We start from the raw sequence: 21,675 nt of genomic DNA, 5'->3' as shown, positions 1-21,675 counted from the left end.
GGGCCGGTTCATTTCAATGCAACTGGGTCACTCGGGCTTCTGGTAGCTGTCGATCACTTCCTGCGCGGCGCGAAAGGCTTCCATCGCCGCTGGCACGCCGGCGTAGACCGCGCAATGCATCAGGGTTTCGCGAATCTCGTCCACCGTGCAGCCGTTGTTCAGTGCCCCGCGCACGTGTCCCTTGAGTTCCTGGGGGCACTTGAGCGAGGTCAGGGCGGCGAGGGTGATCAGGCTGCGGGTCTTCAGTTCCAGGCCGCCACGGTTCCACACCGCGCCCCAGGCGTGTTCATTGACGAACTCCTGGAACGGTCGGGTCAGGTCGGTGGCATTGCCCATGGAGCGGTCGACGAACGCATCGCCCATGACCTGGCGGCGGACTTCGATACCGGTGGGTTTGCTGGAGCTTGCGGAGTCGGTCATGGCGATTCTCTTTTGTTGTGTTGGCGGCGCCAGGCGCGCACTGATGTAAACAGTAAAAATGCCAGCAGGGCCGGCAGGACACAAAGCAGCATCAGCTGTTCCAGCTTGCCGGCCAGGGGCATGCCGGTGGTGAACGACACCACATGCAGCCCGTATGCCAGGTAGAGGGCGAGGAGCAGCACGCCTTCGGCGCGGGTGATGCGGTAGCCGGAATAGAACACGGGCAAGCACAGCAGGGTGACACCGAGCATCACCGGCAGATCGAAGTCCAGGGCATTGGGGGAGACCGACAGTGGCACCGGCGCCAGCAGGGCGGTGATTCCCAGGACCCCCAGCAGGTTGAACAGGTTGCCACCGATCACGTTGCCCACGGCGATGTCACGCTGGCCGCGCAGGGCGGCAATCAGCGAGGTGGCGAGCTGCGGCAGGGACGTGCTGACGGCGACGACCGTCAGGCCGATGATGCGCTCGGAAAGGCCCAGCTCGCTGGCCAGTGCCACCGTCGCGCCAAGCAGCAAGTGGCCGGCGAACACCAGCAGGCCCAGCCCGGCGATCATCAGCAGGACACTGCTCAACCAAGGCGTGCGCGCCGCGTCGGAGGTCGGCCGAGAGGGGCGCGCCGTGGGTCGTGACTGGCGCCACAGCAGGCCCAGGTACAGCGCCAGTGCCGCCAGTAGTACACAACCGTCGAGGGCGGTCAGTTGTTCGTTCCAGGCCAGGACGAGCACCAGAAGGCTGGCGCCGATCAGCAACGGGATATCGAGGCGTACCAGTTGCCGGGCAACCCGCAAGGGGATGATCAGCGCCGACAGGCCGAGGGTCACCAGGAGGTTGAAGATGTTGCTGCCGATCACGCTGCCGACGGCGATGTCGGTGCTTTGCCCGAGGGCGGCTTGCAGGCTCACGGCCATCTGCGGCGCGCTGCTGCCGAAGGCAACCATGCTCAGGCCGATGATCAGCGGTCGAACCCTGAGGTGAGCGGCCAGGCGCACGGCCGCTCGCACCAGCAGTTCGGCACCGGCCACCAGCAGGAGCAGGGCGCAGAGCAGTAGCAGCACGTTGGGCAGGGATAATTGGGCTAGTCCGGAAATGGTCGCGGCTCCCGGTCAGTTGTTCAAGGCTTGCACGCGAACCCGTGCGGTGCCGCTGCGCAGCATGCCCAGCTTGTCGGCGGCCCCGCGTGACAAGTCGATCAGGCGGCCACGGGTATGGGGGCCGCGGTCGTTGATGCGGACCACCACACTCTTGTCGTTTTTCAGGTTGGTGACCTTCACCCGTGTGCCGAAGGGCAACTGGCGGTGGGCGGCGGTCATGGCGTACTGGTCAAACGGTTCGCCGCTGGCGGTGCGTTTGCCATGGTGTTTGGCGCCGTAATAGGAGGCGGTTCCGGTTTCGTCGTAGCCCCGGGGATCGACGTCGTGGCTGGCACAGCCGGCCAGCAGGGAGAGCAGGGCGCAGGCGCTAAGCAGACGTTTCATCAAAAGGAACCCTGCAACAAGTGTGGGAGCGAGCACGCTCGCCCCCACAGGGAGTGGAGCCAGTGTTGACGGCTGGCTCCATGGTCATCAGCCTTCGAGCTTGCTTTTCAGCAGTTCGTTGACCTGTTGCGGGTTGGCCTTGCCTTTGGAGGCTTTCATGGCCTGGCCGACGAAGAAGCCGAACATTTTGCCGCGTTTGGCTTCGTCTGCCGCGCGGTACTGTTCAACCTGCTCGGCATTGGCCGCGAGCATTTCATCGAGCACGGCCGAGATCGCGCCGCTGTCGGTGACTTGCTTGAGACCACGCTTGTCGATGATCTCGTCGCTGCTGCCTTCGCCGTTGGCCATGGCTTCGAACACGGTCTTGGCGATCTTGCCGGAGATGGTGTTGTCCTTGATCCGCAACAGCATGCCGCCCAGTTGCTCAGCCGACACCGGCGCTGCGTCGATTTCCAGGCCTTGCTTGTTCAGCAGGCTGCCCAGTTCAACCATGACCCAGTTGGCCGCCAGTTTGGCGTCGCCGGCAATGCTCACCACTTTTTCGAAGTAGTCGGCTTGTTCGCGGCTCGAAGCCAGGACGCTGGCATCGTAGACCGACAGGCCGAACTGCTCCTGGAAGCGCTCGCGTTTTTGCGGCGGCAGTTCCGGCAGGGTGGCGCGGATATCGTTGAGGAACGAGTCCTCAAGCACCACCGGCAACAGGTCCGGATCGGGGAAGTAACGGTAGTCGTTGGCTTCCTCTTTGCTGCGCATGGCGCGGGTTTCGTCTTTGTTCGGGTCGTACAGGCGCGTCTGCTGGATCACCTTGCCGCCGTCTTCGATCAGTTCGATCTGGCGACGCACTTCGGTGTTGATCGCCTTCTCGATGAAACGGAACGAGTTGACGTTCTTGATCTCGCAGCGGGTGCCGTACTCGACCTGGCCTTTGGGCCGCACCGACACGTTGCAGTCGCAACGCAGCGAGCCTTCGGCCATGTTGCCGTCGCAGATGCCCAGGTAACGTACCAGCGCATGGATCGTCTTGACGTAGGCCACGGCTTCCTTGGCGCTGCGCATGTCCGGCTCGGAAACGATCTCCAGCAGTGGGGTGCCGGCACGGTTCAGGTCGATGCCGGTGGCACCGTTGAATTCTTCGTGCAGGCTCTTGCCAGCATCTTCTTCAAGGTGCGCGCGGGTCACGCCGACACGTTTGATGGTGCCGTCTTCCAGGGGGATATCCAGGTAGCCCTTACCGACGATCGGTAATTCCATCTGGCTGATCTGGTAGCCCTTGGGCAGGTCCGGGTAGAAGTAGTTTTTGCGGGCGAACACGCTGTGCTGGCCGATTTCGGCGTCAATCGCCAGGCCGAACATTACCGCCATGCGCACCGCTTCCTGGTTCAGCACCGGCAGTACGCCGGGCATGCCCAGGTCTACCAGGCTGGCCTGGGTGTTCGGTTCGGAACCGAAGGTGGTGGCGCTGCCGGAGAAAATCTTCGATTGGGTGGCGAGCTGGGTATGAATCTCCAGCCCGATCACAACTTCCCATTGCATGTGTTTCTCCTCAGAAGCCTGTCGGGGTGCGGGTGTGCCAGTCAGTGTTCAACTGATACTGGTGCGCAACGTTGAGCAAGCGGCCTTCCTGGAAATACGGGGCGAGCAGTTGCACGCCGACCGGCAAGCCATCGACAAAACCGGCTGGCATCGACAGGCCAGGCAGGCCCGCGAGGTTGGCGGTGATGGTGTAGACGTCTTCCAGGTACGCAGCGACCGGGTCGCTGTTCTTGGCGCCGAGTTTCCAGGCCGGGTTGGGCGTGGTTGGGCCGAGGATGATGTCGACCTCATTGAAGGCGGCCATGAAGTCGTTCTTGACCAGGCGACGGATCTTTTGCGCCTTCAGGTAGTAGGCGTCGTAGTAACCGGCGGACAGGGCGTAGGCACCGACCATGATCCGGCGCTGGACTTCGGCACCAAAACCTTCGCCGCGCGAGCGCTTGTACAGGTCGGTCAGGTCCTTGGGGTCTTCGCAGCGGTAGCCGAACCGCACGCCGTCGAAACGCGACAGGTTGGACGAGGCTTCGGCCGGGGCGATCACGTAGTACGCTGGAATGGCGTGCTGCATGTTCGGCAGGCTGATTTCCTTGACCACCGCGCCGAGCTTCTGCAGCTCCTTGACGCTGTTGTGGATCAGTTCGGCGATGCGCGGGTCGAGACCTTCGCTGAAGTACTCTTTCGGCACGCCGATGCGCAGGCCCTGCAGCGAGCCGTTGAGGCTGGCGCTGTAGTCCGGCACGGGTTCGTCGATGCTGGTGGAGTCGTTCGCATCGAAGCCAGCCATGCCTTGCAACAAAATTGCGCAGTCTTCAGCGGTGCGGGCCAACGGGCCACCCTGATCGAGGCTGGAGGCGTAGGCGATCATGCCCCAGCGCGAAACACGACCGTACGTCGGTTTCAGCCCGGTGAGGTTGGTGAAGGCTGCCGGCTGTCGGATAGATCCACCGGTGTCGGTGGCAGTCGCCGCTGGCAGCAGGCGCGCGGCAACCGCGGCGGCCGAACCACCGGACGAGCCACCTGGCACGTGCTCCAGGTTCCACGGGTTCTTCACGGCGCCGTAGTAGCTCGACTCGTTGGCCGAGCCCATGGCGAATTCGTCCATGTTGGTCTTGCCCAGGGTCACGGCGCCGGCGGCGGCCAGCTTGGCGACCACCGTGGCGTCGTACGGGGCCTTGAAGTTGTCGAGCATCTTCGAGCCGCAGCTGGTGCGGATACCCTGGGTGCAGAACAGGTCCTTGTGGGCGATCGGCGCGCCCAGCAAGGCCCCGGTCTCACCCTTGGCGCGGCGTGCGTCGGCGGCTTGCGCCTGCTGCAGCGCCAGCTCTTCGGTGAGGCTGATGAAGCTGTTGAGCTGCGGGTCGAGCTGGGTGATACGCGCCAGCAGGACACGGGTCAGCTCTTCGGAGGAAAACTTCTTGTCGGCGAGTCCGCGGGCGATCTCGGCCAGAGTCAATTGATGCATTGCAGGCTCTTTCCCTTTAGTCGATGACTTTCGGAACCAGGTACAGGCCGTTTTCGACCGCTGGTGCGATGGACTGATAGGCCTCGCGGTGATTGGACTCGGTCACAACGTCTGCACGCAGGCGCTGGCTGGCTTCCAGGGGGTGGGCCAGCGGTTCGATACCGTCGGTATCGACCGCCTGCATTTCGTCGACCAGCCCGAGAATGCTGTTCAGGGCCGAAGTGATATGTGGAAGATCGGCTTCATTGAGGCCAAGACAGGCCAAATGAGCGATTTTTTCCACGTCGGAGCGTTCAAGCGCCATGGGATTCTCCAGTGGAAAACAAAACGGAGGTCGTCCGTGTGTTAGATTGTCGGAACACTACCGCATTTCTACGGTCATAAGGCCGCGATTGTGGGGGTTGGTGCACGGAAAAGCTGCCAATTTAACATATTGGCGCCTTGCCCAAAATCCCTGTCGTTGTTAGAGTTTGCCGCACTTTTTTACCCACGCGTTGCCTAGGGTCCCTTTCCCATGTTCAAGAAACTGCGTGGCATGTTTTCCAGCGATCTTTCCATTGACCTGGGCACTGCCAACACCCTTATTTACGTGCGCGAGCGCGGTATCGTCCTGAATGAGCCATCGGTTGTGGCCATTCGGACGCACGGTAACCAGAAAAGTGTTGTTGCTGTCGGCACCGAGGCCAAGCGCATGCTCGGTCGTACGCCGGGCAACATTGCTGCCATTCGTCCGATGAAAGACGGCGTGATCGCCGACTTCAGCGTCTGCGAAAAGATGCTGCAGTACTTTATCAACAAGGTTCACGAAAACAGCTTTTTGCAGCCAAGTCCTCGTGTGTTGATCTGCGTTCCTTGCAAGTCCACCCAGGTTGAGCGTCGTGCTATCCGTGAGTCGGCCCTGGGGGCTGGTGCTCGTGAAGTGTTCCTGATCGAAGAGCCAATGGCCGCGGCCATCGGTGCCGGCCTGCCGGTTGAAGAAGCACGCGGTTCGATGGTGGTCGATATCGGTGGCGGTACCACTGAAATCGCGCTGATCTCCCTCAATGGTGTGGTCTACGCCGAATCCGTACGGGTTGGCGGCGACCGCTTCGACGAAGCGATCATCACCTACGTGCGCCGCAACTACGGCAGCCTGATCGGTGAATCCACCGCCGAGCGCATCAAGCAGGAAATCGGTACTGCCTACCCGGGCGGTGAAGTACGCGAAGTCGATGTTCGTGGCCGTAACCTGGCTGAAGGCGTTCCACGTGCCTTTACCCTGAACTCCAATGAAGTGCTCGAAGCCCTGCAAGAGTCGCTGGCGACTATCGTGCAGGCGGTCAAGAGCGCGCTGGAGCAATCGCCGCCAGAGCTGGCGTCCGATATCGCCGAGCGTGGCCTGGTGCTGACCGGTGGTGGTGCCTTGCTGCGTGACCTCGACAAGCTGCTGGCCCAGGAAACCGGGCTGCCGGTGATCGTTGCCGAAGATCCGCTGACCTGCGTTGCTCGCGGCGGTGGCCGTGCATTGGAAATGATGGATAAGCACACCATGGATCTGCTCTCCAGCGAGTAAGTTCGCCGGACGCCTCTATGCTGTTCACGCACAGGCAGCACTTTGCAGTGCTGCCTGTTGGCGTTTATCTTCTGTCAGTCTGCATCCAGGCCGGTTTGATGCCGTATGAATAAACAGAACATTTGCCTGGGAGGAGCGGCTTATTAAACCGCTTTTTGCCAAAGGCCCCTCATTGGGCGTGCGCTTTCTGGTGCTGGCCGTGCTATCGGTCGCCTTGATGGTGGTGGATGCCCGTTTTGACGTTCTCAAGCCTGCGCGCAGTCAGATGTCGCTGGTCTTGATGGATGCCTATTGGGTCACCGACCTGCCTGAGCGTTTGTGGCAAGGCGTGAGCAGCCAGTTTGGCAGCCGCACCGAGCTGGTCGCCGAAAACGAGAAACTCAAGACCGAAAACCTGCTGTTGCAGGGGCGCATGCAGAAGCTGGCGGCCCTGACCGAGCAGAACGTTCGGCTGCGCGAGTTGCTCAACTCCTCCGCACTGGTCAATGAAAAGGTCGAAGTGGCCGAGTTGATCGGCGTCGATCCCAACCCGTTCACCCATCGCATCATCATCAACAAGGGTGAGCGAGACGGCGTGGTGCTGGGGCAGCCGGTGCTCGATGCCCGGGGCCTGATGGGCCAGGTGGTCGAGCTGATGCCCTACACCTCGCGGGTGCTGCTGCTGACCGACACCACCCACAGCATTCCGGTGCAGGTCAACCGTAACGGCTTGCGCGCCATCGCCAGCGGCACCGGCAACCCGGAGCGCCTGGAGTTGCGCCACGTGGCGGACACCGCCGACATCAAGGAAGGCGACCTGTTGGTCAGCTCCGGCCTGGGCCAGCGATTCCCGGCAGGGTATCCGGTGGCCACGGTCAAGGAAGTGATTCACGACTCGGGCCAGCCGTTCGCTATTGTGCGGGCGGTGCCGACGGCGGCGCTCAATCGCAGCCGCTACATGTTGTTGGTGTTCAGCGACAGCCGCACCCCGGAAGAACGCGCCAACGAAGCCGCACAAGCGCAGGATGTGCAGGATCAGCATGTCGGCAACGCCGTCGTCGTGCCGGCGCCAGCACCTGGCGCTGCTCCATCGGCGGCGGCCCCCGCAGCGCCGGTGGCAGCGCCCGCAACGGCTCCCAAGCCAGTGACGCCGGCCAAGCCCGCAACACCGCCGGCCCAGGCAGCGCCGGTCAAGCCGTCCGCGACGACACCCGCAGCCACGACCCGGGGTAGAGAATAATGGCCAGTACCCGTTCCCGTAATGGCTGGATGATCTGGCTGACATTCGCCATCGGCTTGCTGCTCAGCGTTGTGCCTTTTCCCCATGTCGAGATCTTGCGTCCGATGTTCCTCGCTTTGCCACTGGCCTACTGGGCACTGGAAATGCCGCAGAAAGTCGGGATGCTCACGGCCTTCTGCCTGGGTATTGCCCAGGACGTGCTGTTTGGCACGTTGCTGGGACACAACGCACTGATCCTGACCCTGATCACCTTTCTGATCCTGACCCTGCAACAGCGGGTGCGGATGTTCCCGATGTGGCAGCAAAGCCTGGTGATCATGGTGATCCTGGGGCTCGCGCAGTTGCTGCAGTTGTGGCTCAGCGCCCTGACCGGCAACCGGCAGACGCTGGCTGTGCTTTTGCCTGCGCTGATCAGCGCGCTGCTCTGGCCCTGGGTCAGCTTCGGATTGCGTGGGTTGAGCCGCCGCTACAAAATCAATTAATTCGGTCAGGCATTTGCCCGCACCTCGACAGGGAGATGTCTTGATGATTGCGCTCTACCTCGCCTCAGGTTCGCCACGCCGGCGTGAGCTGCTGACGCAGATCGGCGTGCCATTCACCGCCCTCAGCGCGGACATCGATGAAACCCCTCTGACAGACGAATCCCCTGCGGCCTATGTCGAGCGCCTGGCGCGCGGCAAAGCCCAGGCGGGTTACGCCGCGCTGAGCGCCGAACAATCCGCCGGCCCGGCTTGTGTGCTGGGCGCCGACACGGCCGTGGTGCTCGACGGACGGATTCTCGGTAAACCGCAGGATCAAGCCGAGGCGCAGGCGATGTTGCTGGGCCTGGCCGGGCGCGAACATGAAGTGTTGACCGCCATTGCCCTGCTTGATGGCCAGCGTTGCGAGTCGCGCGTGGTGCGCAGCCTGGTGCGTTTTCGCCCCATCGACCAGGCCGAGGCCAGCGCCTACTGGGCCAGCGGCGAGCCCAATGACAAGGCTGGCGGTTACGGTATTCAAGGGCTCGGTGCGGTGTTCGTCAGCGGGCTCAATGGCAGCTACTCGGCCGTGGTGGGCCTGCCCCTGTGCGAAACCTGCGAGCTGCTCGGCCATTTCGGCATACCCTGTTGGCAAACCCTTATCGCGCGCTCTGCGCCGTACTGACTTGATGCGGCCATAATCGTGAACATGCCTGAACGAGATCCTGCCATGAGTGAAGAGATTCTAATCAACATCACGCCAATGGAATCACGCGTGGCGGTGGTTGAAAACGGTGTCCTGCAAGAGGTGCATGTCGAGCGTACCCAGAAGCGCGGCATCGTCGGCAACATCTATAAAGGCAAGGTAGTCAGAGTGTTGCCGGGCATGCAGGCAGCGTTCGTCGACATCGGCCTGGATCGTGCGGCGTTCATCCACGCCTCGGAAATTTCCCTGCGCGAGGGGCCGGCGGTCGAGAGCATCAGCGCCCTGGTGCACGAAGGCCAGAGCCTGGTGGTGCAGGTCACCAAGGACCCGATCGGCTCCAAAGGCGCACGCCTGACCACCCAGCTGTCGATTCCTTCGCGCTACCTGGTGTACATGCCGCGCACCGCCCATGTCGGAATTTCGCTGAAGATCGAGGACGAAGCCGAGCGCGAGCGCCTCAAGCAGGTGGTCACCGATTGTGTGGCCAAGGAAGGTATCAAGGAAGCGGGCGGCTTCATCCTGCGCACCGCCGCCGAAGGCGCGGGGGGCGATGAGATCCTGATGGACATCCGCTACCTGCGGCGCCTGTGGGACCAGATCGGCGCGCAGATCAAGACCGTTGGTGCGCCCAACGTGATCTACGAAGACCTCGGCCTGGCCCTGCGGACACTGCGCGACCTGGTCAGCCCGAAGATCGAGAAGATCCGCATCGACTCGCGGGAAACCTTCCAGAAAACCACGCAGTTCGTCGCCGAATTGATGCCGGAAATTGCCGATCGCCTGGAGCACTACCCCGGCGAGCGGCCGATCTTCGACCTGTATGGCGTCGAGGACGAAATCCAGAAAGCCCTGGAGCGCAAGGTGCCGCTCAAGTCCGGCGGCTACCTGGTGGTCGACCCGGCTGAGGCGATGAGCACCATCGACGTCAACACCGGTGCATTCGTCGGGCACCGCAACCTCGAAGAGACTATCTTCAAGACTAACCTGGAAGCGGCGACCGCGATTGCCCGGCAACTGCGCCTGCGCAACCTGGGCGGGATCATCATCATCGATTTCATCGACATGGAAGATGAGGAGCACCAGCGCCAGGTGCTGCGCACGCTGGAGAAACAACTGGAGCGTGATCACGCCAAGACCAACATCATCGGGATCACCGAGTTGGGCCTGGTGCAGATGACGCGCAAGCGCACCCGTGAAAGCCTCGAGCAGGTCCTGTGCGAGCCCTGCAGCAGTTGCCAGGGCCGGGGCAAGCTCAAGACGCCGGAAACCGTGTGCTATGAGATCTTCCGCGAGATCCTGCGCGAAGCTCGGGCCTATCAGGCCGAAGGTTATCGGGTGCTGGCCAACCAGAAAGTGGTCGACCGGCTGCTCGACGAAGAGTCGGGCAACGTCGCCGAGCTGGAAGGTTTTATCGGCCGCACCATCCGGTTCCAGGTGGAGACCATGTACTCCCAGGAACAATACGACGTGGTGTTGCTCTGAATCGCTGCGTTGTGCGACTGATGACAGGTCAGCACTCGCGAAACCTGTTTTCCATGGGGACCCACTGACATGGAACGTCTGATCCGCATTCTGGGCGCGCTGACCCGCTGGGGGCTGGGGCTTTGCGCGTTGTTGCTGGTGCTGGTCGCGCTTTACGTCAACCTGGGGCGGGAGTTGTTTCCGCTGGTGGCCGAGTATCGGGCCGAGGTCCAGACCAAGGCCCGTGAAGCGCTTGGCATGCCCCTGCAGATCGGCACCCTGGAAGGACGCTGGAGCGGCATGTCGCCGGTCCTGTTGGCGCACGACGTCACGGTCGGGGAGGGCGCCAACGCCTTGCACCTGGATAAGGTGCGGGTGGTGCCCGACGTCTGGGGCAGTCTGTTGTCACGCGCGGTGCGCGTCCAGCACCTGGAGCTCGATGGCCTGAAGATCAGCCTCAAGGAGGGGGTCGACGGTCAATGGTCGCTCGAAGGCCTGCCGGTGCAGCAGGACAAACCCCTCGACCCCGAGCAACTGCTGAACCAGATGCAGATGCTCGCCCAGCTGTCGGTGCTCGACAGCCAGATCACCCTGCAACCGCTGGACCAGCCGCCGCTGACCCTGACTTACGTGGGCCTGAGTCTCAAGACTGGCAGCAGCCAGCAACGCCTCGACGTGCGGTTGACCCTGCCCGACGGCCAACCGCTGGCCATGAACCTGCGTAGCCGGATTCGCCCCAGCCAATGGAGAGACGCCGAGGCCGACGCCTACCTGAGCCTGCCGCAAAGTGACTGGGCGCGCTGGCTCCCGGCAAGAATCACCCAGCAATGGCAGTTTTCCCAGATCAAGGCCGGAGGGGAGTTGTGGGCAACCTGGGGCAAGGGCACCTTGCAAAGCGCCGCGATCCGCCTCAATGCCCCGCAATTCAAGGGCGCCTACGGCGAGCGCAAGCCGGTGCAGATCAACAATCTGGCGCTCAACGGTTTTTTCCAGCGCAGCGCCGAAGGCTTCAAGCTGAGCCTGGATTCGCTGGCCTTGAACCTGGGTGAGACTCGCTGGGAAACCCGCCTGCAATTGCAGCAGACCTCCAGCACGGAAAAAACCCAGGAGCTCTGGCACCTGCAGGCCGACCGCCTCGACCTGACCCCCATCACCCCGATCCTCAATGCCCTGGGGCCACTGCCTGAAGGGGTGGCCACGACAGTGGAGCGACTCAAGGTCACCGGTACCTTGCGCAATGTACTGCTCGACATCCGCCCCGAAGCCACCGACGACAGCAAATTCAGCTTCGCCGCCAATCTGCAGCAGGTCGGCTTTGATGCCTATCACGGCGCGCCCGCGGCCCGTAACGTGTCCGGGAGCATCAGCGGTGATCTCGGACAGGGCGAACTGCGCATGGACAGCAAGGACTTCTCCCTGCACCTGGACCCGATCTTCGCCAAGCCATGGCAGTACATCCAGGCCAACGCACGGCTGACCTGGAAGCTCGACAAGCAAGGCTTCACCCTGATTGCGCCGTACCTGAAAGTGCTGGGAGAAGAAGGCAAGATTGCCGGTGACTTCCTGATTCGCCTGCACTTCGACCCGACCCAGGAAGACTACATGGACCTGCGGGTCGGCCTGCTGGAGGGGGACGGGCGCTACACCGCCAAGTACCTGCCCACGGTCCTCAGTCCCGCGCTGGACGAATGGTTGCGTACCGCCATTCTCAAGGGGGCGGTCGATGAGGGTTTCTTCCAGTACCAGGGCTCGCTGAATCACGATGCGGTCGAGGCGGCACGCAGCATCAGCCTGTTCTTCAAGGTGCATGACGCGGAGTTGGCATTCCAGCCCGGCTGGCCGCACCTGAGCAAGATCAGCGGCGATGTGTTCGTCGAGGACAGTGGCGTGCGCATCCTGGCCAGCAAAGGGCAATTGCTCGACACCCAGGTGCGCGATGTCTTCGTCAACATTCCCCACGTACCTGCGGGCAAGAACAGTCACATGTACATCGATGGCGCCTTTGCCGGTGGCCTGGGCGATGGCGTGAAGATTCTGCAGGATGCGCCGATCGGCACCGGTCCGACCTTTGCCGGTTGGCAGGGCGAGGGTGACCTGCAAGGCACGCTGAAGCTCGACATCCCGCTGGAGCAGGGTGAGGAGCCGAAGATCCTGGTGGATTTCAAGACTGCCAAGGCGCGCCTCAAACTCAGCGAGCCGGAGCTGGAACTGACCCAGCTCAAGGGCGACTTCCGCTTTGACAGCACCAAGGGCCTCAGTGGCCAGGGCATTACCGCGCGGGCCTTCGACCGGCCGGTGAGCGCGCGGATCTTCGCCGATGGCAAGGGTGGCAAGATCAATACCCGGGTCACCGCGTCCGGCCAGGTCACGGTGAAGAAACTCACCGAGTGGCTGAAGGTCACCCAGCCGCTGCCGGTTTCCGGCGACATCCCCTATCAGTTGCAGCTCAATCTTGATGGCGCCGACAGCCAATTGATGGTCAGCTCCAGCCTCAAGGGCGTCGCCGTTGATTTGCCGGCACCCTTTGGCATGTCGGCGGCACAGGGCCGCGACACGGTGTTTCGCATGACCCTGCAGGGCGCCGAGCGGCGCTACTGGCTCGACTACGGCGACCTGGCAGACTTCACTTTCGCCGCGCCAGCGAGCAATTTCGCCGACGGTCGTGGTGAGTTGTTCCTTGGCAGCGGCAACGCGGTATTGCCGGGCGCCAAGGGCCTGCGCATCCGTGGTGTGCTTTCGGAGCTGGATGTGGAGCCCTGGAATGCCCTGGTCGATCGTTATTCCGGACAGGATCCGGGGGGCAGTGCCAAACAGCTGCTCAGCGGTGCCGACTTCCGGGTCGGCAAGCTCACGGGGTTCGGCACCACCTTGGATCAGGCGCGGCTGCAACTGGATCGCAAGCCGACCGCCTGGGCGCTGCAACTCGATAGCCAGCAGGTCAAGGGCGCGGTCGGGCTGCCTGATGCCAAGGGCGCTCCGATTACTGTGAACCTGCAGTATGTGCGCCTGCCGGCGCCGGACCCAGCGGTGCAGGCCGACGAAAATGCCCCGGATCCACTGGCCTCGGTCGACCCGACCAAAGTGCCGGCCCTGGATATCAATATCGCTCAGCTGTTTCAGGGCAAGGACCTGGTAGGTGCCTGGTCCCTGAAAGTGCGGCCCATTGCCAAGGGGCTGGCGTTCAACAGCATGAACCTGGGGCTCAAGGGTATGCAGCTGCAGGGGGCGGGCGGCTGGGAAGGTGTGCCGGGCGCCACCAGCAGTTGGTACAAGGGCCGACTCGAGGGCAAGAACCTCGCGGATGTGCTCAAGGGCTGGGGGTTCGCACCGACGGTAACCAGTGAGAACTTTCACCTGGATATCGACGGGCGGTGGCCCGGTTCACCGGCCTGGGTCGGCCTGAAACGCTACTCCGGCAGCCTGGATGCCACGCTGAACAAGGGGCAGATGGTTGAAGTCGAAGGGGGCGCGCAGGCGCTGCGGGTATTCGGCCTGCTCAACTTCAACTCGATTGGCCGACGCCTGCGCCTGGACTTCTCCGACCTGTTCGACAAGGGCTTGAGCTACGACCGGGTCAAGGGCTTGCTGGTCGCCAGCAGCGGGGTGTATGTCACCCGCGAGCCGATTACCTTGACCGGCCCCTCGAGTAACCTGGAGCTCAACGGCACCCTGGACATGGTCGCTGACCGGATCGATGCCAAGGTGCTGGTCACCCTGCCGTTGACCAATAACCTGCCGATTGCCGCGCTGATCGTCGGCGCGCCGGCGGTGGGTGGTGCGTTGTTCCTGATCGACAAACTGATCGGTGATCGGGTGGCGCGATTTGCCAGCGTCAAGTACACCGTCAAGGGCCCGGTAAAAGAGCCGAAGATCACCTTTGAAAAACCTTTTTGAGGCGCTTTTTCCGAACGCACGCCAAGGGCCTATGGAGTAGCATGGCCGCTTACCTGAAACGGAGTGCGCCATGTCTCTTGCGGTGATTCAAATGGTCAGCCAGAGCGATGTGCTGGCCAATCTTGCCCAGGCCCGCAAGTTGCTCGAGCAGGCCGCCGAGGCGGGCGCACGCTTGGCCGTGCTGCCGGAAAACTTCGCTGCCATGGGGCGGCGCGACGTCGCTGAACTTGGCCGCGCCGAGGCGCTGGGCGACGGCCCGATCCTGCCATGGTTGAAACAGACCGCCCGTGACCTCAAGTTATGGATAGTGGCCGGCACCCTGCCATTGCCGCCGCGCGATCAACCCCAGGCGAAGGCCAATGCCTGTTCGTTGCTGGTCGACGAGCATGGCGAAACCGTGGCGCGGTACGACAAGCTGCACCTGTTTGATGTCGATGTGGCGGACAATCGGGGGCGCTACCGTGAATCCGATGACTATGCTCATGGCAGTACGGTGGTGGTGGCCCAGACGCCGGTAGGCCGGGTTGGCCTGACGGTGTGTTACGACTTGCGCTTCCCCGAACTGTACAGCGAACTGCGCGCCGCCGGGGCTGAGCTGATTACCGCCCCTGCGGCGTTTACCGCGGTGACCGGTGCGGCCCATTGGGAGGTGCTGATCCGGGCGCGGGCCATCGAGACCCAGTGTTATGTGCTGGCGGCCGCGCAGGGAGGCACACACCCGGGGCCGCGCGAGACCTTTGGTCACGCCGCGATTGTCGACCCCTGGGGGCGCGTGCTGGCCCAGCAGGACCAAGGCGAGGCCGTGCTGCTGGCCGAACGTGATAGCAGCGAACAGGCGTCCATCAGGGCGCGGATGCCGGTGTCCAGTCACCGGCGCTTTTTCTCGCAGGGCGCACAGCGACCTGCCTCAGAACGTTGAATTAAGGCGTAAACCTATGAGCGAGTTGTTGTCCTCAGTCAGTGAACATCTGCTAGCGCCAGGCGGCGTGACCATCGAGAACCTGCAAAGCGTGCTGGGTGACCTGGCGGGGCCGGGCATCGATGCCGCCGACCTGTATTTCCAGGGACAGATCTCCGAGTCCTGGGCGCTGGAAGACGGCATCGTCAAGGAAGGCAGCTTCAATCTGGACCAGGGCGTGGGTGTGCGGGCGCAATCGGGTGAGAAGACCGGTTTTGCCTACAGCAATGCCATCACCCTGGAAGCCCTGGGCCTGGCGGCCCGTGCGGCCCGTTCGATCTCCCGCGCCGGGCAGAACGGCACGGTGCAGGCTTTTACCACCCAGGACGTCGCCCAGCTGTACGCGCCGGATAACCCGCTGGAAGTGTTGAGCCGTGCGGAAAAGGTCGAGCTGCTCAAGCGCATCGACGTCGCCACGCGTGCGCTCGATCCGCGCATCCAGCAAGTCACCGTGAGCATGGCCGGGGTCTGGGAACGGATCCTGGTGGCCTCCACCGACGGTGGCCTGGCGGCGGATGTGCGACCCCTGGTGCGCTTCAACGTCAGTGTGATCGTCGAGCAGAACGGCCGTCGTGAGCGCGGTGGTCACGGCGGTGGCGGGCGGACCGACTACCGCTATTTCCTGGCTGAAGACCGTGCCATGGGTTACGCCCGCGAGGCCCTGCGCCAGGCGCTGGTGAACCTGGAAGCGATCCCGGCGCCGGCCGGCACCTTGCCCGTCGTGCTGGGCTCGGGCTGGTCCGGGGTGTTGCTGCACGAAGCGGTGGGCCACGGCCTGGAAGGCGACTTCAACCGCAAGGGCAGTTCGGCCTATAGCGGCCGCATGGGCGAGATGGTCGCTTCCAAGCTGTGCACCATTGTCGACGACGGCACCCTGGCCGGTCGCCGTGGCTCGTTGAGCGTCGATGACGAAGGCACGCCGACCGAGTGCACCACGCTGATCGAAAACGGCGTGCTCAAGGGCTATATGCAGGACAAGCTCAACGCGCGGCTGATGGGCGTGGCACGTACCGGCAACGGTCGACGCGAATCCTATGCGCACCTGCCGATGCCCCGCATGACCAACACCTACATGCTCGGTGGCGAAAGCGATCCGGCAGAAATCATCGCCTCGGTGAAGAAGGGCATCTATTGCGCAAACCTCGGCGGTGGCCAGGTTGATATCACCAGCGGCAAGTTCGTGTTTTCCACCAGCGAAGCGTACCTGATCGAGGACGGCAAGATTACCGCACCGGTCAAAGGCGCAACCCTGATCGGCAACGGGCCGGAAGCCATGAGTCGGGTGTCGATGGTCGGTAACGACCTGTCGCTGGACAGCGGTGTGGGGACGTGTGGCAAGGATGGGCAGTCTGTGCCGGTGGGTGTCGGCCAGCCAACCTTGAAAATCGACGCGATCACCGTGGGTGGCACGGGCGCGTAAGGGGTGGAGCTGCGGATGGGTTGCCAGGCAACCCATCCGCGACGAGGTTCAACGCAGGCCGCGTTGTGTCTCGTCCAGCTCGCGGATGTATTTGAAGATTTTACGGCTGGAAGCAGGAGGTTTGTTTTGCGCAACCTCGTGCTGAGCCTGACGGATCAAGGAGCGCAATTGCTGGCGGTCCGCGTCCGGGTACTCGATGACGAATTTTTCCAGGACAGCGTCGTCGCCGGCGATCAAGCGATCACGCCAGCGTTCCAGACCGTGGAAACGTTCGTTGTATTGGCGAGTGGAGGCGTCGAGTTGGTCCAGCAGTACCAGAATGGCACTGGTGTCCTGATCGCGCATCAGCTTGCCAATGAACTGCAGGTGCCGTTTACGCGCGATATTCGCGGTGTGCTTGGGCGCATCGGCCAAGGCCCGGCGCAAGGCGTCGGTCAAAGGCAGTTTTGCCAGCAAGTCAGGCTTGAGTGTTGTAAGGCGCTCGCCAAGGTCAACCAGAGCATGTAGCTCACGTTTGACCTGGGATTTGCTTTTTTCTCCCGTATCGAGGGAGTCGTCGTAAGAATCAACCATGGTGGCCGTCCGCAAAGAAACGCCGCCATGATAACCAGTCGGGGGCCGCTTGTCCGGCCCGGTCGCTCGATGGCCTTAACCGAAAGCAGAATTTGAGTGGAGAACAGCATGAGTGCAGTTGAAAGCGTCGGCCCACAAGCGTTGCCGGCACTGCAAGAGCAAGTCGAGCAGATCATTGCCGAAGCCAAGCGCCAGGGTGCCAGTGCCTGCGAAGTGGCTGTGTCTCTTGAGCAGGGCCTGTCGACTTCGGTACGCCAACGAGAAGTCGAAACGGTTGAGTTCAATCGCGACCAGGGCTTTGGCATCACCTTGTATGTTGGCCAGCGCAAAGGCTCGGCCAGCACCTCGGCCAGTGGCGCCGAGGCGATTCGCGAAACCGTTGCCGCGGCACTGGCGATCGCCAAGCACACCTCCGAAGACGAACACTCGGGCCTGGCCGATGCCGCGCTGATGGCCAAGGACCTGGCGGACTTCGATCTGTTCCACGCCTGGGACATCACGCCTGAGCAGGCGATCGAGAAGGCTCTGGCTTGCGAAGCCGCCGCCTTTGCCGCCGACAGCCGGATCAAGAATGCCGATGGCACGACCCTCAGCACCCATCAGGGCTGCCGGGTGTATGGCAACAGTCATGGCTTCATTGGTGGTTATGCGTCGACCCGCCACAGCCTCAGTTGCGTGATGATCGCCGAGGCCGACGGCCAGATGCAGCGCGACTACTGGTATGACGTCAATCGCCAGGGCAACCTGCTGGCCGATCCGTCGAGCATTGGCCAACGCGCAGCGCAGCGCGCCGCCAGCCGCCTGGGCGCGCGGCCGGTGCCAACCTGTGAAGTGCCGGTGCTGTTTTCCGCCGAGCTGGCGGGCGGCCTGTTTGGCAGTTTCCTGGGGGCGATCTCCGGCGGCAATCTGTACCGCAAGTCATCCTTCCTCGAAGGCGCGCTGGGGCAGAAACTGTTTCCTGAGTGGCTGACCATCGATGAGCGCCCGCACTTGATGCGCGCCATGGGCAGTTCGGCGTTCGACGGTGATGGCCTGGCCACCTACGCCAAGCCATTCGTCGAAAACGGCGAGTTGGTCTCGTACGTGCTGGGTACCTATTCCGGCCGCAAGCTCGGCATGCCGAGCACCGCCAACTCGGGCGGCGTGCACAACCTGTTCGTCACCCATGGTGATGAAGACCAGGCAGCGCTGTTGCGGCGCATGGGTCGTGGCCTGCTCGTGACCGAGCTGATGGGCCATGGGCTGAACATGGTGACCGGCGATTACTCCCGGGGCGCGGCAGGGTTCTGGGTCGAGAACGGGGAAATCCAGTTTGCCGTCCAGGAAGTGACGATTGCCGGCAACATGCGCGACATGTTCAAGCAGATCGTGGCCGTCGGTAATGACTTGGAACTGCGCAGCAATATTCGCACCGGCTCGGTGCTGATCGAGCGGATGACGGTGGCGGGCAGCTAAACCTTAACGCTGCAAAAAAGGCGCGCCATCCCATCGGATGGCGCGCCTTTTTTTATGTGCCTTACCCGGCCCCCAGTGGGAGCGAGCCGGGCGGCGCTCCGCTTGCTCGCGATGGCGGTCGAACACTCCCCAGGAACCCAACGGACACTCCCGCAATGAGTCCTCCGTTCGCAGCGGACTTGTTTTGGTTCTCATTATCATCTAATAATAAATCTCATTACCGAATGAGTCTGGGTCATGAGTTCTGCCTTGCACGAGCAGCCTTACCTCGAAAGCTGGCGCTGGATGAGTCGTCAGATCCGCTGTGCGCTGGAGCCTGACGAACCGCGCCTGATCGCACATTACCTGGCCGAAGGCCGGTATCTGTCCTGTTGTACGGCCACTTCGGCCTGGACCGTTGCTGAAACCTCATTTCGTTTGCTGCTCGACACCGCTGCCGATGTCGCCTTGCCCTGGCATTGGCGCAGCCTCTGCCTGGACCAGGCCTGGCGACCACTGCGCGACCTGGAGCGCTTGTCGTTGTGCAAGTGCCGGCTCAAGCGCTGGCAAAGCTACACCTGGCAACTGGCGACCTGCGAGTTGTTGCCCTCCATTCCCCTCATTGAACTGGTGCAAGGATTTCCCGATGAGTAATACCCGTATCGAACGTGACAGCATGGGTGAGTTGCAAGTCCCGTTAAACGCCTTGTACGGCGCACAGACCCAGCGCGCCGTGGACAACTTCCCCATCAGCGGCCAGCGCATGCCGGCGCAGTTCATTCGTGCGCTGATCCTCGCCAAGGCGGCCGCTGCCAAGGCCAACGTGGAGCTCCAGCAGTTGAGCGAAGCCCAGGGCAAGGCCATTGTCGATGCGGCCCAGGGGCTGCTCGAAGGGGATTTCATGCCGCACTTTCCGGTGGATATTTTCCAGACCGGCTCCGGCACCAGTTCCAACATGAACGCCAACGAAGTATTGGCCACCCTGGCCAGTCGCCTGCTGGGCGAGCCGATCAATCCAAACGACCACGTCAATTGTGGCCAGAGCAGCAATGACATCATTCCGACCACCATCCACGTCAGCGCCGCACTGGCGCTGCATGAACAACTGCTGCCGGCGCTTGAGCACCTGGTGCAGGTGATCGAGCGCAAGGCCGAGCAGGTTCACCCGTTCATCAAGACCGGGCGTACCCACCTGATGGACGCCATGCCAGTGCGTATGAGTCAGGTGCTCAACGGTTGGGCGCAGCAGCTCAGGGCCAACATCGGTCATGTGCACAATCTGTTGCCGGCCCTGCAATCCCTGGCCCAGGGAGGCACGGCGGTGGGCACCGGTATCAATGCGCACCCGCAGTTCGCGGCACGTTTCTGCCAGCAACTGAGCGCCCTGACCAAGGTGCCGTTCACTCCAGGCAAGGACCTGTTTGCCCTGATCGGTTCCCAGGATACCGCCGTGGCGGTGTCCGGACAGCTCAAGGCGACTGCCGTATCGCTGATGAAAATCGCCAACGACCTGCGCTGGATGAACTCAGGCCCCTTGGCCGGCCTGGGTGAAATCGAGCTCGAAGGGTTGCAGCCGGGTTCATCGATCATGCCCGGCAAAGTCAATCCGGTAATTCCAGAAGCGACCGCGATGGTGGCCGCGCAGGTGATCGGCAATGACAGCGTGATCACCGTCGCTGGGCAGTCGGGCAACTTCGAGCTGAACGTGATGCTGCCGATCATTGCCCAGAATCTGCTGAGCAGCATCGAGTTGCTGGCCAATTCCAGTCGCCTGCTGGCGGACAAAGCCATCGCTACCTTCAAGGTCAACGAGGCCAAGCTCAAGGAAGCTCTGTCGCGCAACCCGATCCTGGTCACTGCGCTCAACCCGATCATTGGCTATCAGAAGGCCGCCGAAATCGCCAAGACCGCTTACCAGCAAGGTCGCCCGGTGATCGATGTGGCCCTGGAGCACACCGACCTGTCGCGAAGCCAACTGCAAGAGCTGCTCAATCCGGAAAAGCTCACCGCAGGCGGCGTGTAATCACTGTCACCGCTTAGGAGGCTCACCATGGAGCACTGGAAACGCACGATCGAAAGGGCCAACCGCTGCTTCATGCTGGGCGAATTGATCGATGCTCGCGAGGCCTACCTGCAGGCCCTGGCACTGGCCCAGGTGTTGTTCGCCCGCTGGGCGGACGCGGACGAGGCGGTAGCCGCCTGCGTGATCTCCCATCACAACCTCGCCGACCTGCATCTGCGCCTGAACCAGCCGGAGGAGAGCGCTGAATACCTGTGCGCCATCCATCAAATGCTGTTGCAGACCCTGCAGGACCCGCGTCAGGCACCGGCCTTACGTGAGGCGGCACTGCGTCAAAGCAGCAAGACCTATGTCGAGCTGCTCACGTTCATCAGCGAGTACGGCGAGTACCCGCGTACCCAGCGTTTGCTGCACATCGATACCGCTGCGCAGCCCAATGCCGCGCACGCTTTTTATGGAGCTCATTAAAATGGCTTTTACCTTGCCGGCCCTGCCTTACGCCTACGATGCCCTGGAACCGCATATCGATGCGCAGACCATGGAGATCCACTACACCAAGCACCACCAGACGTACATCAACAACCTCAATGCTGCGGTGGAGGGCACCGAGTTTGCCGAGTGGCCGGTGGAGCGCCTGGTGGCCAGTGTCCAGCAATTGCCACAAAAGCTGCGCGCAGCGGTGATCAACCAGGGTGGCGGGCATGCCAACCATTCGTTGTTCTGGGCGGTCATGGTGCCCAACGGTGGTGGTCTGCCAGCAGGCGACTTGGCCAAGGCGATCGATGCTCAACTGGGTGGTTTCGACAGCTTCAAGGAGGCCTTCACCAAGGCCGCGCTGAGCCGTTTTGGCAGTGGCTGGGCGTGGCTGAGTGTGACCCCAGAAAAGACCCTGGTGGTGGAAAGCAGTGGCAACCAGGATAGCCCGTTGATGAATGGCAATACGCCAATCCTTGGTCTGGATGTCTGGGAGCACGCCTATTACCTGCGCTATCAGAACCGTCGCCCGGAATACATCAATGCGTTTTACAACGTTATCCATTGGCCGGAAGTTGCGCAGCGTTATCAGGCTGCGCTGGCTTGAGCCTTC

20 protein-coding genes are annotated in these 21,675 nt (G+C 62.5%); 13 read left to right on the top strand and 7 right to left on the bottom strand.

What is annotated here, in order from left to right; genetic code table 11:
- Positions 1-27: 27 nt before the first annotated feature.
- The 6 genes from Q1W70_RS06065 to gatC all read right to left on the bottom strand — a co-directional run bounded on the left by Q1W70_RS06065 (position 28) and on the right by gatC (position 5,197).
- A complete protein-coding gene (locus Q1W70_RS06065) occupies positions 28-420 on the bottom strand; it encodes a carboxymuconolactone decarboxylase family protein (protein WP_166588779.1) in 393 nt (130 codons plus the stop codon).
- Positions 417-1,469: a calcium/sodium antiporter gene (locus Q1W70_RS06060; RefSeq protein WP_371927744.1), complete on the bottom strand. Its 1,053-nt coding sequence runs from the start codon at positions 1,467-1,469 to the stop codon at positions 417-419. Before Q1W70_RS06060 ends, Q1W70_RS06065 begins: the two co-directional genes overlap by 4 nt.
- Positions 1,470-1,526: 57 nt before the next feature.
- Positions 1,527-1,898, bottom strand: coding sequence for a septal ring lytic transglycosylase RlpA family protein (locus Q1W70_RS06055; protein ID WP_095169330.1), 372 nt, complete (start codon positions 1,896-1,898; stop codon positions 1,527-1,529).
- 87 nt (positions 1,899-1,985) lie between these two features.
- Positions 1,986-3,431 (bottom strand): Asp-tRNA(Asn)/Glu-tRNA(Gln) amidotransferase subunit GatB, encoded by a 1,446-nt coding sequence (gene gatB / locus Q1W70_RS06050; protein WP_166588777.1) that lies wholly within the window; start codon positions 3,429-3,431, stop codon positions 1,986-1,988.
- 10 nt (positions 3,432-3,441) lie between these two features.
- The gene (gene gatA / locus Q1W70_RS06045; RefSeq protein WP_185818591.1) at positions 3,442-4,893 is read right to left on the bottom strand and encodes an Asp-tRNA(Asn)/Glu-tRNA(Gln) amidotransferase subunit GatA; all 1,452 of its coding nucleotides are present in this window, start codon (positions 4,891-4,893) and stop codon (positions 3,442-3,444) included.
- A 16-nt stretch (positions 4,894-4,909) separates the two neighbouring features.
- Positions 4,910-5,197 (bottom strand): Asp-tRNA(Asn)/Glu-tRNA(Gln) amidotransferase subunit GatC, encoded by a 288-nt coding sequence (gene gatC, locus Q1W70_RS06040; RefSeq protein WP_020297123.1) that lies wholly within the window; start codon positions 5,195-5,197, stop codon positions 4,910-4,912.
- A 210-nt stretch (positions 5,198-5,407) separates the two neighbouring features.
- Between gatC and mreB the strand changes: the two genes are divergently transcribed.
- The 8 genes from mreB to tldD all read left to right on the top strand — a co-directional run bounded on the left by mreB (position 5,408) and on the right by tldD (position 16,561).
- Entirely contained in the window at positions 5,408-6,445 is a 1,038-nt protein-coding gene (mreB, locus tag Q1W70_RS06035; protein ID WP_002555108.1) for a rod shape-determining protein MreB, read from the top strand.
- A 142-nt stretch (positions 6,446-6,587) separates the two neighbouring features.
- Positions 6,588-7,664, top strand: coding sequence for a rod shape-determining protein MreC (mreC, locus tag Q1W70_RS06030; protein ID WP_166588800.1), 1,077 nt, complete (start codon positions 6,588-6,590; stop codon positions 7,662-7,664).
- The gene (gene mreD / locus Q1W70_RS06025; RefSeq protein ID WP_095169335.1) at positions 7,664-8,146 is read left to right on the top strand and encodes a rod shape-determining protein MreD; all 483 of its coding nucleotides are present in this window, start codon (positions 7,664-7,666) and stop codon (positions 8,144-8,146) included. Before mreC ends, mreD begins: the two co-directional genes overlap by 1 nt.
- A 43-nt stretch (positions 8,147-8,189) precedes the next feature.
- Positions 8,190-8,807, top strand: coding sequence for a Maf family protein (locus tag Q1W70_RS06020; RefSeq protein ID WP_182343519.1), 618 nt, complete (start codon positions 8,190-8,192; stop codon positions 8,805-8,807).
- A gap of 45 nt (positions 8,808-8,852) precedes the next feature.
- Positions 8,853-10,310: a ribonuclease G gene (gene rng / locus Q1W70_RS06015; protein WP_095169337.1), complete on the top strand. Its 1,458-nt coding sequence runs from the start codon at positions 8,853-8,855 to the stop codon at positions 10,308-10,310.
- A 69-nt stretch (positions 10,311-10,379) separates the two neighbouring features.
- Positions 10,380-14,183, top strand: coding sequence for a YhdP family protein (locus Q1W70_RS06010; protein WP_166588773.1), 3,804 nt, complete (start codon positions 10,380-10,382; stop codon positions 14,181-14,183).
- Between the two features lie 70 nt (positions 14,184-14,253).
- Positions 14,254-15,102 (top strand): carbon-nitrogen hydrolase family protein, encoded by an 849-nt coding sequence (locus tag Q1W70_RS06005; RefSeq protein ID WP_166588772.1) that lies wholly within the window; start codon positions 14,254-14,256, stop codon positions 15,100-15,102.
- 16 nt (positions 15,103-15,118) lie between these two features.
- Positions 15,119-16,561, top strand: a complete 1,443-nt coding sequence (gene tldD, locus Q1W70_RS06000; RefSeq protein WP_095169340.1) for a metalloprotease TldD — start codon at positions 15,119-15,121, stop codon at positions 16,559-16,561.
- A gap of 48 nt (positions 16,562-16,609) precedes the next feature.
- On the opposite strand, the gene yjgA is transcribed toward tldD, so the two are convergent.
- Positions 16,610-17,134, bottom strand: coding sequence for a ribosome biogenesis factor YjgA (gene yjgA / locus Q1W70_RS05995; protein ID WP_095169341.1), 525 nt, complete (start codon positions 17,132-17,134; stop codon positions 16,610-16,612).
- A gap of 108 nt (positions 17,135-17,242) precedes the next feature.
- Between yjgA and pmbA the strand changes: the two genes are divergently transcribed.
- The 5 genes from pmbA (at position 17,243) to Q1W70_RS05970 (ending at position 21,669) form a co-directional block, all read left to right on the top strand.
- Positions 17,243-18,589, top strand: a complete 1,347-nt coding sequence (gene pmbA, locus Q1W70_RS05990; RefSeq protein WP_166588770.1) for a metalloprotease PmbA — start codon at positions 17,243-17,245, stop codon at positions 18,587-18,589.
- A gap of 237 nt (positions 18,590-18,826) precedes the next feature.
- On the top strand, positions 18,827-19,222 hold the full coding sequence (locus tag Q1W70_RS05985; RefSeq protein WP_166588769.1) for a FagA protein: 396 nt from the start codon (positions 18,827-18,829) through the stop codon (positions 19,220-19,222).
- Positions 19,215-20,591, top strand: coding sequence for a class II fumarate hydratase (locus Q1W70_RS05980; protein WP_185818587.1), 1,377 nt, complete (start codon positions 19,215-19,217; stop codon positions 20,589-20,591). The genes Q1W70_RS05985 and Q1W70_RS05980 overlap by 8 nt, the downstream gene beginning before the upstream one ends.
- Positions 20,592-20,618: 27 nt before the next feature.
- On the top strand, positions 20,619-21,056 hold the full coding sequence (locus Q1W70_RS05975; protein WP_166588767.1) for a DUF2753 family protein: 438 nt from the start codon (positions 20,619-20,621) through the stop codon (positions 21,054-21,056).
- A 1-nt stretch (position 21,057) separates the two neighbouring features.
- A complete protein-coding gene (locus Q1W70_RS05970) occupies positions 21,058-21,669 on the top strand; it encodes a superoxide dismutase (protein ID WP_166588766.1) in 612 nt (203 codons plus the stop codon).
- The last annotated feature ends 6 nt before the right edge of the window (positions 21,670-21,675 follow it).

It is taken from the genome of Pseudomonas kielensis (assembly GCF_030505375.1).
Classification (GTDB): domain Bacteria; phylum Pseudomonadota; class Gammaproteobacteria; order Pseudomonadales; family Pseudomonadaceae; genus Aquipseudomonas; species Aquipseudomonas kielensis.
The sequence above is the reverse complement of the archived record's forward strand: the minus strand, read 5'-3'. Positions and strand labels throughout refer to the sequence as shown.

Coding starts and splice junctions, on each gene's coding strand:
- Q1W70_RS06065 (WP_166588779.1), bottom strand. CDS start 420: ATGACCGACTCCGCAAGCTCCAGCAAACCCACCGGTATCGAAGTCCGC.
- Q1W70_RS06055 (WP_095169330.1), bottom strand. CDS start 1,898: ATGAAACGTCTGCTTAGCGCCTGCGCCCTGCTCTCCCTGCTGGCCGGC.
- gatB (WP_166588777.1), bottom strand. CDS start 3,431: ATGCAATGGGAAGTTGTGATCGGGCTGGAGATTCATACCCAGCTCGCC.
- gatA (WP_185818591.1), bottom strand. CDS start 4,893: ATGCATCAATTGACTCTGGCCGAGATCGCCCGCGGACTCGCCGACAAG.
- gatC (WP_020297123.1), bottom strand. CDS start 5,197: ATGGCGCTTGAACGCTCCGACGTGGAAAAAATCGCTCATTTGGCCTGT.
- mreB (WP_002555108.1), top strand. CDS start 5,408: ATGTTCAAGAAACTGCGTGGCATGTTTTCCAGCGATCTTTCCATTGAC.
- mreD (WP_095169335.1), top strand. CDS start 7,664: ATGGCCAGTACCCGTTCCCGTAATGGCTGGATGATCTGGCTGACATTC.
- Q1W70_RS06020 (WP_182343519.1), top strand. CDS start 8,190: ATGATTGCGCTCTACCTCGCCTCAGGTTCGCCACGCCGGCGTGAGCTG.
- rng (WP_095169337.1), top strand. CDS start 8,853: ATGAGTGAAGAGATTCTAATCAACATCACGCCAATGGAATCACGCGTG.
- Q1W70_RS06010 (WP_166588773.1), top strand. CDS start 10,380: ATGGAACGTCTGATCCGCATTCTGGGCGCGCTGACCCGCTGGGGGCTG.
- Q1W70_RS06005 (WP_166588772.1), top strand. CDS start 14,254: ATGTCTCTTGCGGTGATTCAAATGGTCAGCCAGAGCGATGTGCTGGCC.
- tldD (WP_095169340.1), top strand. CDS start 15,119: ATGAGCGAGTTGTTGTCCTCAGTCAGTGAACATCTGCTAGCGCCAGGC.
- yjgA (WP_095169341.1), bottom strand. CDS start 17,134: ATGGTTGATTCTTACGACGACTCCCTCGATACGGGAGAAAAAAGCAAA.
- pmbA (WP_166588770.1), top strand. CDS start 17,243: ATGAGTGCAGTTGAAAGCGTCGGCCCACAAGCGTTGCCGGCACTGCAA.
- Q1W70_RS05985 (WP_166588769.1), top strand. CDS start 18,827: ATGAGTTCTGCCTTGCACGAGCAGCCTTACCTCGAAAGCTGGCGCTGG.
- Q1W70_RS05980 (WP_185818587.1), top strand. CDS start 19,215: ATGAGTAATACCCGTATCGAACGTGACAGCATGGGTGAGTTGCAAGTC.
- Q1W70_RS05975 (WP_166588767.1), top strand. CDS start 20,619: ATGGAGCACTGGAAACGCACGATCGAAAGGGCCAACCGCTGCTTCATG.
- Q1W70_RS05970 (WP_166588766.1), top strand. CDS start 21,058: ATGGCTTTTACCTTGCCGGCCCTGCCTTACGCCTACGATGCCCTGGAA.